The organism is Marilutibacter chinensis, from assembly GCF_021725675.1.
GTDB lineage: Bacteria > Pseudomonadota > Gammaproteobacteria > Xanthomonadales > Xanthomonadaceae > Marilutibacter > Marilutibacter chinensis.
Map to the genome: position 1 here is coordinate 1 of NZ_JAKJPO010000017.1, position 13,504 is coordinate 13,504.

At 66.5% G+C, this 13,504-nt stretch carries 12 protein-coding genes and 1 pseudogene; 7 read left to right on the top strand and 6 right to left on the bottom strand.

Translation table 11 applies throughout. The features are described from left to right. The 3 genes and pseudogenes from L3V18_RS17270 to L3V18_RS17280 all read left to right on the top strand — a co-directional run. On the top strand, positions 1 to 215 hold a 215-nt coding region (locus tag L3V18_RS17270), incomplete at its 5' end, for a proprotein convertase P-domain-containing protein (RefSeq protein ID WP_237056589.1). Positions 216 to 354: 139 nt separating this feature from the next. Beyond that, positions 355 to 2,685 (top strand): proprotein convertase P-domain-containing protein, encoded by a 2,331-nt coding sequence (locus L3V18_RS17275; RefSeq protein ID WP_237056591.1) that lies wholly within the window; start codon positions 355 to 357, stop codon positions 2,683 to 2,685. A gap of 171 nt (positions 2,686 to 2,856) precedes the next feature. Further along, positions 2,857 to 3,973, top strand: a pseudogene (locus tag L3V18_RS17280) (IS3 family transposase). A gap of 232 nt (positions 3,974 to 4,205) precedes the next feature. Here L3V18_RS17280 and L3V18_RS17285 read toward each other — a convergent pair. The 5 genes from L3V18_RS17285 to L3V18_RS17305 form a co-directional block, all read right to left on the bottom strand. Further along, complete coding sequence (locus tag L3V18_RS17285; RefSeq protein ID WP_237056593.1) at positions 4,206 to 4,763, bottom strand: thioredoxin family protein; 558 nt, start codon at positions 4,761 to 4,763, stop codon at positions 4,206 to 4,208. Between the two features lie 4 nt (positions 4,764 to 4,767). Further along, entirely contained in the window at positions 4,768 to 5,472 is a 705-nt protein-coding gene (locus tag L3V18_RS17290) for a cytochrome c biogenesis CcdA family protein (protein ID WP_237056595.1), read from the bottom strand. A 133-nt stretch (positions 5,473 to 5,605) separates the two neighbouring features. Then, positions 5,606 to 6,022, bottom strand: a complete 417-nt coding sequence (locus L3V18_RS17295; RefSeq protein ID WP_237056597.1) for an organic hydroperoxide resistance protein — start codon at positions 6,020 to 6,022, stop codon at positions 5,606 to 5,608. Between the two features lie 40 nt (positions 6,023 to 6,062). Beyond that, positions 6,063 to 6,572 carry a cytochrome P460 family protein gene (locus L3V18_RS17300; protein ID WP_237056599.1) on the bottom strand — a complete coding sequence of 170 codons (510 nt, stop codon included), beginning with the start codon at positions 6,570 to 6,572 and terminating at the stop codon, positions 6,063 to 6,065. Between the two features lie 19 nt (positions 6,573 to 6,591). After that, positions 6,592 to 7,548: an alpha/beta fold hydrolase gene (locus L3V18_RS17305; protein ID WP_237056601.1), complete on the bottom strand. Its 957-nt coding sequence runs from the start codon at positions 7,546 to 7,548 to the stop codon at positions 6,592 to 6,594. A 397-nt stretch (positions 7,549 to 7,945) separates the two neighbouring features. Between L3V18_RS17305 and L3V18_RS17310 the strand changes: the two genes are divergently transcribed. The 4 genes from L3V18_RS17310 to L3V18_RS17325 all read left to right on the top strand — a co-directional run bounded on the left by L3V18_RS17310 (position 7,946) and on the right by L3V18_RS17325 (position 12,694). Beyond that, positions 7,946 to 8,740 carry an alpha/beta fold hydrolase gene (locus L3V18_RS17310; protein WP_237056603.1) on the top strand — a complete coding sequence of 265 codons (795 nt, stop codon included), beginning with the start codon at positions 7,946 to 7,948 and terminating at the stop codon, positions 8,738 to 8,740. Positions 8,741 to 8,815: 75 nt separating this feature from the next. Beyond that, entirely contained in the window at positions 8,816 to 9,559 is a 744-nt protein-coding gene (locus tag L3V18_RS17315) for a response regulator (RefSeq protein ID WP_237056604.1), read from the top strand. Further along, the gene (locus L3V18_RS17320) at positions 9,556 to 10,884 is read left to right on the top strand and encodes a HAMP domain-containing sensor histidine kinase (RefSeq protein ID WP_237056606.1); all 1,329 of its coding nucleotides are present in this window, start codon (positions 9,556 to 9,558) and stop codon (positions 10,882 to 10,884) included. Before L3V18_RS17315 ends, L3V18_RS17320 begins: the two co-directional genes overlap by 4 nt. 187 nt (positions 10,885 to 11,071) lie before the next feature. After that, a complete protein-coding gene (locus L3V18_RS17325; protein WP_237056608.1) occupies positions 11,072 to 12,694 on the top strand; it encodes an ABC-F family ATP-binding cassette domain-containing protein in 1,623 nt (540 codons plus the stop codon). A 197-nt stretch (positions 12,695 to 12,891) separates the two neighbouring features. On the opposite strand, the gene L3V18_RS17330 is transcribed toward L3V18_RS17325, so the two are convergent. Further along, positions 12,892 to 13,320 carry a hypothetical protein gene (locus L3V18_RS17330; protein WP_237056610.1) on the bottom strand — a complete coding sequence of 143 codons (429 nt, stop codon included), beginning with the start codon at positions 13,318 to 13,320 and terminating at the stop codon, positions 12,892 to 12,894. Positions 13,321 to 13,504 lie beyond the last annotated feature (184 nt).

Sequence of the window (13,504 nt, forward strand, 5' to 3'; positions counted from 1 at the left end):
ACACCTACAAGGGTGATCTGAAGGTCGATCTGGTCGCACCGGACGGCAGCACCTACAACATCCACAACCGCAGCGGCGGCAGCGCCGACAACGTGATCGGCACCTACACGCTGAACCTGTCCAGCGAGCCGCTCAACGGCACCTGGAAGCTGCGCGTGAACGACAACGCCAGCCAGGACACCGGCTACATCAACAGCTGGAGCGTCACCTTCTGACCATGCCGCAACGAAGGACGAGGCATTCCGCTTTGCGGGGGCGTGATCCCCGGCCCCGCGTTCCGCGCCGCCCGTCAATGGACGACGCGGATTACCTGCAGCACCACACCCACGCAGCACTTACCCATGGAGAGGTCCAATGAAAGGCGTATGTGGTCTTCTGACATTGTTGTCCCTGTCGATCGGCACGGCCCTTGCCGCCCCTGACGGCGCGCGTCCGGCCGCGTTCGATCATGACATCGCCCGGCTCGACAGGGTCGAGATCCGCAGCATGCCGGCAGTCGACGTACCGCGCCTGCGCGCGCAGGATCCGCAGCGCGAAGCGCGCGGGTTGCCGCCACGCTTTGCCCAGCCGCTGCGCGTCGACCTGACCCCGCACAACGCCGGCGCCTGGGAGGAGCTCGACGCCGACCATCTGGTCTGGCGGCTGCGGGTGGAGTCGCGCGAGGCGCTGTCGCTGAACTTCGGTTTCAGCGACTACCGCATGCCCGCGGGCGGCCGCCTGCTGGTCTATCCCGAGGGCCTGACCCGGGACGCGGATCCGCGTCTGGTGCGAACCTTCACCGATGCCGACAACGAGGCGCACGGTCAGTTGTGGACGCCGATCGTGCCTGGCGACCGGGTGGTGATCGAGGTGGTCGTGCCACGTGACCGCGTCGGCGAGCTCGGACTGCGCCTGGTCCAGGTCGGCCACGACTATCGCGGCTTCAGCCGGATGGCGCGCGAATCCGCACTGATCCAGCCGCTGGGCACCTCCGGCGCCTGCAATGTCGATGTCGAATGTCCCGACGCCGACCCGTACTACGACAACATCGTCCGCTCCTCGGCGGCGATCTCGACCGGCGGCAGCCTGTTCTGCAGCGGCAGCCTGCTGAACAACACCGCGAACGACCGGCGGATGTTCTTCCTCACCGCCAACCACTGCGGCATCAACGGCAGCAACGCCGCCTCGCTGGTCACCTACTGGAACTACCAGAACTCGACCTGCCGCACCCCCGGCAGCAGCTCCAGCGGCCAGGACGGCGACGGCACCCTGGACCAGTACCTGACCGGCTCGACGTTCCGCGCCGGCAACAGCGCGTCGGACTTCACCCTCGTCGAGCTCGACGACCCGGCGCCTGCCGCCTACAACCTGTACTGGAGCGGTTGGGACCGGCGCGACATGAACTTCCCCGGCGCGATCGGTATCCACCACCCCAACGTCGCCGAGAAGCGCATCAGCATCTCCACCAGCCCGACCCAGATCAGCGGCTATGGCGGCGGCAGCGGCACCACCCACCTGCACATCTTCTGGCAGCCCTCCGGCGGCGTGACCGAGCCAGGTTCGTCCGGCTCGCCGATCTACAGCCCCGACAAGCGCGTGATCGGCCAGTTGCACGGCGGCCCCGCCACCTGCAGCGCGACCGGCAGCAACCGCAGCGACTACTACGGCCGCCTGTTTGCCTCCTGGACCGGCGGCGGCAGCGACAGCACCCGTCTGAGCAGCTGGCTCGACGCCGGCGGCACCGGCGCGCAGTACATCGACGGCATCGCCGCGGACGGTGGCGGCGGCAACCTGCCTCCGAGCGCCGACTTCAGCTTCACCGTCGACGGACTCGATGTCAGCTTCAGCGACGGCTCCAGCGACAGCGACGGTTCGATCGCCTCGCGCAGCTGGAACTTCGGCGACGGCGGCAGTTCGACCGCGACCAACCCCAGCCACAGCTACGCCGCGGCCGGCAGCTACGACGTCACCCTGACGGTGACCGATGACGACGGCGCCAGCAACAGCCGCACCCGCACGGTCACGGTCGGCTCGGGCGGCGGCAACCAGCTGCAGAACGGCGTGCCGGTCACCGGCGTGTCCGGCGCCCAGGGCAGCGAGCAGTTCTGGACGATGGAAGTCCCGTCGGGCGCCAGCAACCTGCAGTTCGTCACCAGCGGCGGCACCGGCGATGCCGACCTGTACGTCAAGTTCGGCAGCGCACCGACCTCCAGCAACTACGACTGCCGGCCCTACACCGGCGGCAACAACGAGACCTGCAGCTTCGCCAGCCCGCAGGCCGGCACCTGGCACGTGATGGTGCGCGGCTACTCGGCGTTCTCGGGGCTCAGCCTGACCGGCAGCTACGGCACCGGCGGTGGCGGCACCCAGACCTACAGCAACACCACCGACTACACGATCAACGACAACGCCACGGTCGAAAGCCCGATCACCGTATCCGGCCGCAGCGGCAATGCCCCCAGCAACGCCAGCGTCGACGTCGACATCCGCCACACCTACAAGGGCGACCTGCGGGTCGACGTGATCGCACCCGACGGCAGCGTCTACAACCTCCACAACCGCAGCGGCGGCAGCACCGACAACGTGATCGGCACCTACACCCTGGACCTGTCCAGCGAACCGTTGAACGGCACCTGGAAGCTGCGCGTGAACGACAACGCCAACCAGGACACCGGCTACATCAACAGCTGGAGTGTGACCTTCTGAGCACGACGTTCGGGGCCTCGCGTCCGGAACGCGGCGTTCCCACCGCCTCTCTCCCCTGCTCCCGTTGAGCGGACCCCGGCTTCGGCCGGGGTTTTTTTGTGGGCGACGTCCCCCCGGCTTTGAGTAGCACGGCGATTTGAAGTCCAATCCCCAACGAGAAGGAGATTGGACATGAAGAAGCGCTTTACCGAAGAACGGATCACCGGTTTCCTGCGTGAGGCCGAGGCCGGGCTGCCGGTCAAGGAGCTGTGCCGCAGGCACGGCTTCAACGAGGCCTCGTACTACCTGTGGCGCAACAAGTTCGGCGGCATGAGCGTGCCGGACGCGAAGCGGCTGCGCGAGCTGGAGACGGAGAACGCCCGGCTCAAGAAGCTGCTGGCCGAGCAGGTGCTGGAGAGCAAGGTGATCAAGGACGTCCTGCGAAAAAGTGGTGAGCGCACCGGCCCGACGCGAGCAGGTGCGCTACATGGTGGACAGGGGATTGAGCGAGCGGCGGGCACTGGCGGTGGTACGGATGAGTGCCAGCACATTGCGCTATGAGCCCCGGCCGGATCGGAGCGTCGATCTGCGGGAACGCATTCTGGCGCTGGCACATCGGCATCGGCACTACGGCGTCGGGATGATCCACCTCAAGCTTCGTCAGGAAGGACACCTCTTGAACTACAAGCACGTGGAGCGGTTGTATCGGGAAGAACGGCTGCAGGCGCGCCATCGCAAGCGCAAGAAGGTGCCCGTGGGCGAGCGACAGCCCTTGCTGCGGCCGACCCGCGCCAACGAAGTCTGGTCGATGGACTGCGTGCTCGATTGGACGGCCGATGGCCGGGTTATCAAGTGCCTGGTGATCGTGGACGATGCCACGCATGAGCCGGTGGCGATCGAGGTGGAACGGGCGATCTCGGGTTACGGTGTCAGCCGGGTGCTGGACTGGCTGGCACTCAGTCGGGGCCTGTCCAAGGTGATCCGGACCGGCAACGGCAAGGAGTTCTGCGGCAAGGCAATGGTCACGTGGGCACACGAGCGTGGCGTCCAACTCCGGTTGAGCGAGCCAGGCAAGCCGAACCAGAACACCTAAGTCGAGTCGTTCAACGGCTGCCTGCGCGACGAATGCCTCAACGAACACTGGTTCACCGGCCTGCTCCAGGCCCGCACGATCATCGAGACCTGGCGCCGTGAATACAACGAGGAGCGACCCAAGAAGGCGCTTGTCGGCATGACGCCGGCCGCCTATGCCGAACAACTGGCCGAGTCGGCTACAGTGAACCCGGACTCTAGATCAGACCGCTACTGAAAGCGGGGGGACGTCGCAACCATCGTGATGTCATGGCGTAGTCCCCATGGTGTTGGCGCTTTCATCAAGCGCTGGTTGCAGGCAAGTGGTATCGGAAAGATCCAGGAGGGCGTTGCTGGCAGCCATCGCGCGCGGCCCTGGGCAGGACGGAAGGCGTCCATGGATGGAGTGCCCGCCGTCCTGTCCAAGCCATCACCGCAGAGGTGGCTCAGCATGGCGGCCGATTCCCCTCTCAGCCCTTCGCGGCATCAAGGTTGAGCAGGGCGCGAATCTTCGCCTCCGTCTCCTCGTACTGCCCTTCGCCAAAGTGCTGGTAGACGATGCGTCCTTGCTGATCGATCAGGTACATCGCAGGCCAATAGCGATTGCCATAGGCATTCCAGGTTTCATATCCATTGTCCTGGGCAACCGGATAGGTGATACCGAATCGCTGCACGGCCGCACGGACATTGCCCAGCTTCTTTTCGTAGCCGTATTCGGGCGTATGCACGCCGATCACCACCAGCCCCTGGTCCCGGTACCTGGAATGCCACTGTTTGACGTGAGGCATCACGCGTACACAGTTGATGCAGGAATATGTCCAGAATTCGACCAGCACTACCTTGCCGCGCAGATCACGCAGGCGCTGCGGTGGGCCGTTCAGCCAGTTGTCGATGCCCCTGAACTCGGGCGCCACCGGTGCGGGAGCGGCATGCGTGGGCTGGACCGGGTCGGCCTGCACGTTGGGTGAGCAGGCAGCAGCGAATACGCTGGCGGCCAGGAGGGTCGTCAGGGATGCGAGCTTTTTCATGGGATCAGAGTCCTTGTGAGAGAGGGGGGAGCCACCGGGTGGCCCAGGCGGACACGAAGACGTCGTACTGCAGCAACTGCAGCACGGCGAATGCGACGGCAACTGCACCAAAGCATTTGCGGAACAGGTCGGCGTGGCGCTGCATGAAGGGCAGCCGTGCATTGACCCAGTGGCCGCCATAGGCGATCAGCAGCATGGGCAGGCCCGCTCCCAGGGCGTACAAGCCGAGCAATGCGCTTGCCTTGGCCGGCTCCTGGGCCGTGGCGGCAAGGGCTAACACGGAAGCCAGCACAGGTCCGGCGCATGGCGTCCAGGCCAGTCCAAGTGAAGCGCCAACGATCAGCGCACCCGCGCGACCACCTGGGCCCGGAAGCGCCACCCGCTGCGGACGGTGGCGGGTCCATTGCTGCCGGATCCAGGACACCGCCGCTTCAAAGGGCGCCGGCCAGAAGCAAGCCAGGCCTGCCAGCATCAGCACGGCAATGGACACAGAGCGAATGCCGGCCTGCAACTCGCCAGAGGAGGCTGCAAGCACGCCCAGCAGGATGCCGCCGGCCGCGAACGTAGTGACGAATCCGCCGATGATCCACAGCGGCGTGGCGCGATCCCGGCCTGCTCCTGTCGCCAGCACGATCGGCAAGACCGGCAGGATGCAAGGCGAGAGAATGGTGGCCATGCCCGCAAGGGCTGCCAGGGCATATTCGATCATGGGAGGAATCCGGGCGCGCGGGTGCGGGAGGTCATTCCATCGCAGGCATGTGGCTGCACTGTGTTCAGGGATCCGGACTTTTGTATCCGGATCGTCCTGGCGCGCCGGTCGGCACGTTTTGTTACCAGGAGGCTCAGGTCAACCGGATCTGCACGTCGATGTTGCCGCGCGTGGCCTTGGAGTACGGGCAGGTGTGGTGCGCTTCGTCGACGATGGCCTGCGCCTGTTGCGGATCCAGTCCGGGCAGCGAGATGTCCAGTCGTGCCTGGAGCTGGTAGCCCTCGCCGACCATGCCAAGGTCGACTTCGGCATCGATCGCGGTTCCGGCAGGCAGCACGATGCGCAGCTTGCCAGCGGCGATGCCCATGGCGCCTTCGAAGCAGGCGGACCAACCGGCGGCGAACAGCTGCTCGGGATTGGTGCCGGGACGACGGCTGCCGGGCGGCGACAGGACGACGTCGAGCTGGCCGTCGTCGCTGCGCGCATAGCCTTCGCGGCCGCCAACGGTGTGGGTCTTGCCGGTGTAGAGGACGGTGTCGAGCGCATTCATGGGTATCTCCTGGTGGGTGGGGTGGAGTCGGTCGTGTCGCTCACGGCGCGTATCGGGTGAACACGTAGTCGCGTTGCTTGACGCGGGAGGCGTGGCAGGCATGGCAGGTGCGGTGTTGCGCCTCATCGACCGGACGGCCGTCGATGAATCGCCCATAGCCCCAGCCGCCCGTCGCCGCGTAACGGCGGAAGTCCTTGACCATCACCTGCACCGTGGTGGCCGCGCCTGGAACGGAGGCCGGGGCGAAGTCCGGCGACGGCTCGTGCTTCCACGCGAGCTTGACCAGCACGGTGCCATCCGGGAACGGCTGGACTTTCCCGCGATATGCGCGCATCGCTTTCGGATTGCCGACGACGACACGCAATTCGTCCAGCGGCGCCGCTTCCTGTGCCGGCGCCACCAGTGGCCAATCGCGATAGCCCTCAGGCAACCGGACGCCATAGATCGGTGCGACAGGGCCGCGGTTGTCGAAGGCCTGCACGGCGCCGACCAGACCCAACACGGTCCCGGCAGCAGCGGCCAGCAATCCGATGATGTGCACAGCTTTCATGGCGAGCTCCCGGGAAGGCTTAAAGGTGGGTGGCGTCGACAACCGCCTGAACGAACTCGGCGGGCGCTTCCTGCGGCGGGTTGTGGCCGATGCCGCCGGTGAAAGTGCGGTGCTCGTACTTGCCGACGAACTTGGCCGCGTATGCCTCCGGCTTGGGATGCGGCGCGCCGTTGGCGTCGCCTTCGATGGTGATCGTCGGCACGGTGATGGCCGGCGCCTGCGCCAGACGTTGCTCCAGTGCGGCGTACTTGGCTTCGCCTTCGGCCAGACCCAGGCGCCAGCGATAGTTGTGGATCACGATGGCGACCTGGTCCGGGTTGTCCAGGGCAGCGGCGCTCCGGTTGAAGGTGGCGTCGTCGAACTTCCACTGCGGCGAAGCCAGTTCCCAGATCTTCCTGGCGAAGTCGTGGGTGTACTGCGTGTAGCCGGCCTGGCCGCGTTCCGTGGCGAAGTAGTACTGGTACCACCACTGGAGTTCGGCCGAAGGCGGCAACGGCTTGCGACCGGCTTCCTGGCTGCCGATCAGGTAACCGCTGACGGACACCAACGCCTTGACGCGCTCAGGCCACAGGGCGGCCACGATGTCTGCCGAGCGCGCACCCCAGTCGTAACCTGCCAAGGTGGCGCGACGAATCTTCAACGCATCCATCAAGGCCACTACGTCCGACGCCAGTGCGGCGGGCTGGCCGTTGCGTGGTGTGTCGGCGGAAAGGAACCGCGTGGTGCCATAGCCGCGCAAGTGCGGAACGATCACCCGGTAGCCTTGCGCGGCCAGCTGCGGTGCCACCTGGGCATAGCTGTTGATGTCATAGGGCCAGCCATGCAGCAGGATGACGGCTTCGCCGTCGGCCGGGCCGAGTTCGGCGTAGCCGATGCGCAGATCGCCCGCGTCCACGTGCTTGTTCGCCACCAGTGCGGGGGGCAGCGCAGTATCGAAAGCAGCATCGGGTGTGGCAGCGGAGGCGGCGGCGCCCAACAGCAGGCTCGTAACGAGCAGCCATAGCGCCAGGCGCAGGCCGCGACGGGCGGTAGAAGGGACCAACGTGGTGGTAGCGGACATGGTGGATCCTCCGGCAGGTGGATTGAAGGGAAGTCGGGACAACAGAGACGCGCCGGCAGGCGCCGCACAGGCGTCAGATCGAGAAGCCGCCATCCAGCGTCACGCTGGCGCCGGTCATGCAGCTGGCATCTGCGCTCGCCGGGAATTTCACGCCCATCCGGTGTCGGCCACATGTCCTGCCAACCCCGGATTTGTCAGTCAATGGCCGCAAGTGGCCCGTGGATACATTCCGGTACAAACACGGCCCGCGCCGACACCCGGCCGATACAGTGGGGTACTGGAATGGCACTCCCCGACCATGAGGAGACCTGCCATGTTCCGTTCGATCCCGTTGTTGCTGTTTCTAGCGCTGGGCACCACGCTCACCCCCGCCGCCGCGCGCCCTGCCGTCGATCCAGACGCCCCCACCGTCATCCTTGTGCACGGTGCCTTCGCCGACGCCTCCAGTTGGGACCAGGTGGCCAAGCGTCTCCGGCGTCGCGGCGTTCCCGTCGTGGCCGTGGACAATCCGCTCAGTTCGCTCGAAGCAGATGTGGACGTTACCCGCGCCGCAATCGCCGCGGCACCGGGCAAGGTGGTGCTGGTCGGTCACTCCTGGGGAGGCACCGTGATCACCCAGGCGGGCGTCGATCCCAAGGTGACCGCGTTGGTCTATGTGGCGGCGTTCGCTCCCGATGTGGGACAGACCTCGGCCCAGCAGGGCGAACATTTCCCCGTCGCGCCCGGCCTGCAGCAGTTGCTGGAGCGGGACGGCTGGCTCTCATTGTCGCCGCAGACGATCGCGCGCGACTTCGCCCAGGACCTGACGCCGCGCGCACTGGCACGCGTGCAGGCCAGCCAGCTGCCGCTCAAGGCCAGCGCGCTTGCCGAGCCGGTGACCGCGGCGGCGTGGCGCTCACGTCCGAGCTGGTACGTGGTGTCGCGCAAGGACCGGATGCTGGCGCCGCAACTCCAGGTAGCCACAGCGCAACGTATCGGCGCCACGCTGTACTCCGTCGGTGCCAGCCACGTCGCGCCCGTATCGGAGCCAGGCGAAGTCAGCAACGTCATCCTGGAGGCCAGCGGCCTGCGACCGGCCGATGCCCCCACCAGCGCCGCCGGCGGTTAACGTGCGGCGCACTGGCGCTAACATCCGTCGCAGGGGCCTTGTTTTCCCTGCGAGCGAACTTGGGAGTACCCGCGCATGTCATCCCGCACCGATCATGTCCTTGTCGTCGATGACGATCGCGACATCCGCCAAATGGTCGGCGACTACCTGCGGCGCAACGGCCTGCGCGTCAGCCTGGCTGCGGATGGCCGGGAGATGCGGGCCACGCTGGATACCAGCGACATCGACCTGATCGTGCTCGACGTGATGATGCCGGGCGAGGATGGCCTGTCGCTTTGCCGCAACCTGCGCGCAGGCAAGCACAAGACGGTTCCGGTCGTCCTGCTGACCGCGCGCGATGATGAGACCGACCGCATCATCGGGTTGGAGATGGGCGCCGACGACTACGTGAGCAAGCCGTTTTCTTCGCGGGAACTGCTGGCGCGCATCAGCGCGGTGATCCGCCGCACCCGCATGCTTCCTCCCAACCTGCAGGTCAGCGAGGCCAGCCGCCTGCTCGGGTTCGGCGACTGGCGCCTGGACACCACGGCACGGCACCTGCTGGATGCCGATGGCACGGTCTATCCCCTGAGCGGGGCCGAGTTCCGGCTCCTTCGCGTGTTCATCGATCATCCGCAACGGGTGCTGAGCCGCGATCAGCTGCTCAACCTCACGCAGGGGCGCGATGCGGAGATGTTCGACCGGTCCATCGATCTGCTGGTCAGCCGGCTGCGCCAGCGACTTGGAGACGGCGCGCGCGAGCAGATGTACATCAAGACCGTGCGCAGTGAAGGCTACGTGTTCAGCCAGCCTGTCGTGCTGATCGACGAAGACGCATGAGCAGCGTTCCGCCAAAGTGGCCTTCGCGCCTTCTGCCGCGCACTCTGCGGGCCCGGCTGCTGCTGATCCTGGGCGCAGGCCTGTTGCTGGCGCATGCACTTTCGTTCTCCGTACTGTCGTATGAGCGCATGGATGCCACCCGCTCGATGATGTTGAGGAACCTGTTCGAGGACATTCCCGTCAGTGTGGCGTTGCTGGAGCGCCTTTCGCCGGCGCAGCGGGTCGAATGGATCCCGCGCCTGGAGCGGCGCACCTATCGTTACCTGTTGCGTCCGGCGCAGACCGGAAAGCCGCTGGCGAGCGAGCGCGCACGGCAGGTAGCCGGCTTGATCGACGATGCGCTGGCTCACCGGTACGCATTGCGGCCGCGCGCGGTTTCGTCCCTCCCGGAGCGCTACGAGGTGGAACTGACCTTGCGGGATGGGCGGCCATTGACCATCGAAGTCACGCCGGCCCCCATGCCAGTCGCGCGATGGTTGCCCTGGATACTGATTGCGCAGGTCGTGCTGCTGCTGGCGTGCGTCGGCGCGGCGGTGCGCCTGGCCACGCGGCCGCTGGCGCAGTTGGCGCTGGCGGCCGAGCGCATGGATCCTGCGGGAAAAGGCGCGCCGCTTCCCCAGGACGGAGGCGCGGAGATCGCCAAGGCGGCGCAGGCGCTCAATACCCTGCAATCGCGGGTCGCGGCCCATGTGTCGGAACGTACGCAGATACTGGCGGCCATCTCGCACGATCTGCAGACACCGATCACCCGCATGCGGCTACGGGTGGAAGCTTTGGATGAGAGTACAGAGCAAGCGCGGCTGCTCAATGACGTTGACCAGATCAGCCAGTTGATCCGGGAAGGCCTGAACTATGCCCGCAGCGCCAGGGTGACGATGGACCCGTCGGTGCGGCTTGACCTGCACGCGTTCCTGGACAGTGTGGTGGGCGACTACCAGGACACTGGCAAGGCCGTGCAGCACACAGGAGGCGATAATGCATCGCTGCAGACGCATCCGCAGGTGTTGCGCCGCGTCCTGCAGAACCTCATCGACAACGCGCTGGCATATGCCGGGAGCGCCGAGACAAGGTTGCGGGTGGACGGCAAGGGACAGGTATGCATCGATGTCCTGGACCGTGGCCCCGGTGTACCGGAGGCGCAGCTGGATGCGATCAAGCAGCCCTTCCATCGCCTGGAGCCATCGCGCAGCCGGTCCACCGGCGGCACCGGCCTGGGCCTGGCCATTGCGCACCAGCTCACGAATGCACTGGGCGGGCAGCTGGCATTGATCAATCGCGATGGCGGCGGACTGCAGGCCACCCTAACCTTGGGTACGAAGGCATAGCGTCGGTTCATTCCCGCAGCCACGCTGCCATGCCACAATGCGTGCTCCGCACGTTCTGCTGGAGTTGCCCCAGACATGTGATCCAAGCGTTCCCCCTAGCGAATCGGAGCCGTCCAAGACCACACCGGACGCTCCCACCGGCGATCTGCGCGCGCATCGCGTTCGCGTCGCACCCCAGGAGGAACCCATGTCCGAGGCACGCGTCAGCGTTTCCCATCTTTCTTTTGCTTGGCCGGACGGTACACCCGTTCTGACCGATGTGTCCTGCGTGATCGGTCCGTCCAGGACCGGATTGGTGGCGCCCAACGGCGGCGGCAAGAGCACCTTGCTGCGCCTGATCGCAGGCGAACTCTCGCCTGGTGCCGGCACCATCACGGTATCCGGCGACCTGGGCTATCTTCCCCAGGATCCGACGCTGGACCCCGACGCGCGGGTGGCCGACGCCTTGGGCGTCGCCAGCACCGTACATGCACTGGAGGCGATCGCGTGCGGTGATACGGATCCGGCCCTGTTCGAACGCGCCGAAGGGCACTGGGACATCCGCGAGCGGATCGCTGCGACCTTGGCGCGCCTGGGCTTGGACAACGTATCCCTGGAGCGCCGAATCTCCACCTTCAGTGGCGGCCAGGCCATGTCCCTCGCTCTGGCGGGACAACTGCTGCGACGCCCCGCCGTGCTGTTGCTGGACGAACCCACCAACCACCTGGACCTTGCGTCCCGCAAACGGCTGCTGGATGCGCTGTCTGACTATCGTGGCAGCATCATCGTGGCAAGCCATGACCGGACCTTGCTCGAAGGCATGGAGCAGATCGCCGAACTACGCCCATCCAGTCTTCGTCTCTACGGCGGAGGATTCGGCGCCTATCAGGCGTCGGTTGAGTCGGAACGACTGGCGTTGGAGCATCACGTCCATCATCTGCGGAGAGAGCTGCATCGTGAGCACCGCGAGATGCGGCAGGCGCGGGAGCGCACCGAAAGACGGACAGCAAACGCAAGGCGCAACCGGGCCGACGCAGGCCTGTCGAGAATCGTGGCGGGCAATCGCGCTCGCGCCGCAGAGGTTTCGGCGGCAAAGACCGAAGGTGCCCACGGACATCGCGTCAGCCGCGTACGCGAGCAACTCCAGCATGCGAAGACTAGAATCCATGCCGTGTCCGCGCCGTCGTTCTCCCTGCCCGCGACCCGCGTTGCCGACAATCAGCTTCTGTTGGCTGGCGAGCATCTGCAGGCAGATTCCGGTGGCCGCTCACTCTTCGGCGGGCAAGGCGTATCGCTGACCATCCGAGGGCCGGAGCGGATCGCCATCCTGGGCGACAACGGAACAGGCAAGACGACGCTGCTGAGAATCCTGGCCGGCGAGGTAGTGCCGATCGCGGGCAGACTCAGGCGCGGATTGACACGTTCGGCTTATCTTTCCCAGCGTCTGGGTCATCTCGACCCCTCGCTCACCGTAGCGGAGAACCTCGCGCTGGCGGCAACCCGCATGACGGCGCAGGGTCGCTCCGACCTGCTGGCACGATTGCAGTTCCGGGGCGCACGCATGCACCTGCCGGCAGGTGCGCTGTCTGGAGGCGAGCATGTCAGGCTCTCACTGGCCTGCGTGCTCCATGCGGACATGGCCCCGAACCTGCTGCTGCTGGATGAGCCTACGAACAATCTCGACCTCGAATCCATGGCTGAACTGGAACATGCTCTGGCCGGCTTCGAAGGGGCACTGGTGGTGGTCAGCCATGACGTTCCGTTTCTGGATGCTATTGGTACCACCCGCAAGCTCCTGCTGAGTGCGGAAGGCTTGACCGACATCACGTGAGCGAAGGCCCGCTGACGGTGTCTACAGCGGACGTTCGAACTGCAAGGCTGGTTGTCTGCCGAACATGGAGCAAAACATCCGCCCAATTCTGGCCGGAAGCAGCCACTCGGGCAGCATCGTTTGACCGGCACTGGCAGATAGCCCGTGAAAGCAGATGCACTGTCCAGTCGTTACTCGCACCCGCAGACCGTCGCCCTTCAATCCCCACACCGCGCATACGGCGAGCCATCGACCAGGGTCTGGTGCCGGGCCGACAGCGGCGGTCCGCCCGGGTAGCCGCGGTCGTGCGGCTCGATCCGCAGGGCGCCGGGCACCTCGCCGTCGTTGAGCAGCATGATCACCGGCCGTTCGGCGCCGGCATACGGGAACACCGTGCGGACGATGCCCTCGTAGTCCTGGCCGAAGTAGCTCCAGGCCACCTCGGGTTGGGCGATGCGTTCGCTGGCGCCGCCGACACGGATCTCCAGGCCGGTCGCGGCGACGGTGATTAGCGGTTCGCGGGTGCAGTCGCCGCCCGGGGCGTAGCGGCCGTAGCTGTCGCCGAAGCTGTTGGCGGGCAGCGGGTCCTCGGCCTGCGCGCCGGGGGCGGCAAGGGCGAGTCCGAGCAGGACGGCGAATCGGTACATGGCGGCCACCGCGGGCGGGAACGGTTCCGATGGGAACGCCGCCGCTGACGCGGTGCGGCCAGACCGCCGGGGTCGAGGCCTCCGGTCCAGTCGCGGAGCCGGGATCGGCCCCGCGACTGGACGGCGGCAGAACCGGTAGGGGCGGGGGGCGGGGGACGCCACCCCCCCCCCCCCGCGCCCCCCC

Bases quoted from the DNA above. Each gene is read 5' to 3' on its own strand.
- L3V18_RS17275 (WP_237056591.1), top strand. From the start codon at position 355: ATGAAAGGCGTATGTGGTCTTCTGACATTGTTGTCCCTGTCGATCGGC.
- L3V18_RS17285 (WP_237056593.1), bottom strand. From the start codon at position 4,763: ATGAAAAAGCTCGCATCCCTGACGACCCTCCTGGCCGCCAGCGTATTC.
- L3V18_RS17290 (WP_237056595.1), bottom strand. From the start codon at position 5,472: ATGATCGAATATGCCCTGGCAGCCCTTGCGGGCATGGCCACCATTCTC.
- L3V18_RS17295 (WP_237056597.1), bottom strand. From the start codon at position 6,022: ATGAATGCGCTCGACACCGTCCTCTACACCGGCAAGACCCACACCGTT.
- L3V18_RS17300 (WP_237056599.1), bottom strand. From the start codon at position 6,572: ATGAAAGCTGTGCACATCATCGGATTGCTGGCCGCTGCTGCCGGGACC.
- L3V18_RS17310 (WP_237056603.1), top strand. From the start codon at position 7,946: ATGTTCCGTTCGATCCCGTTGTTGCTGTTTCTAGCGCTGGGCACCACG.
- L3V18_RS17315 (WP_237056604.1), top strand. From the start codon at position 8,816: ATGTCATCCCGCACCGATCATGTCCTTGTCGTCGATGACGATCGCGAC.
- L3V18_RS17320 (WP_237056606.1), top strand. From the start codon at position 9,556: ATGAGCAGCGTTCCGCCAAAGTGGCCTTCGCGCCTTCTGCCGCGCACT.
- L3V18_RS17325 (WP_237056608.1), top strand. From the start codon at position 11,072: ATGTCCGAGGCACGCGTCAGCGTTTCCCATCTTTCTTTTGCTTGGCCG.
- L3V18_RS17330 (WP_237056610.1), bottom strand. From the start codon at position 13,320: ATGTACCGATTCGCCGTCCTGCTCGGACTCGCCCTTGCCGCCCCCGGC.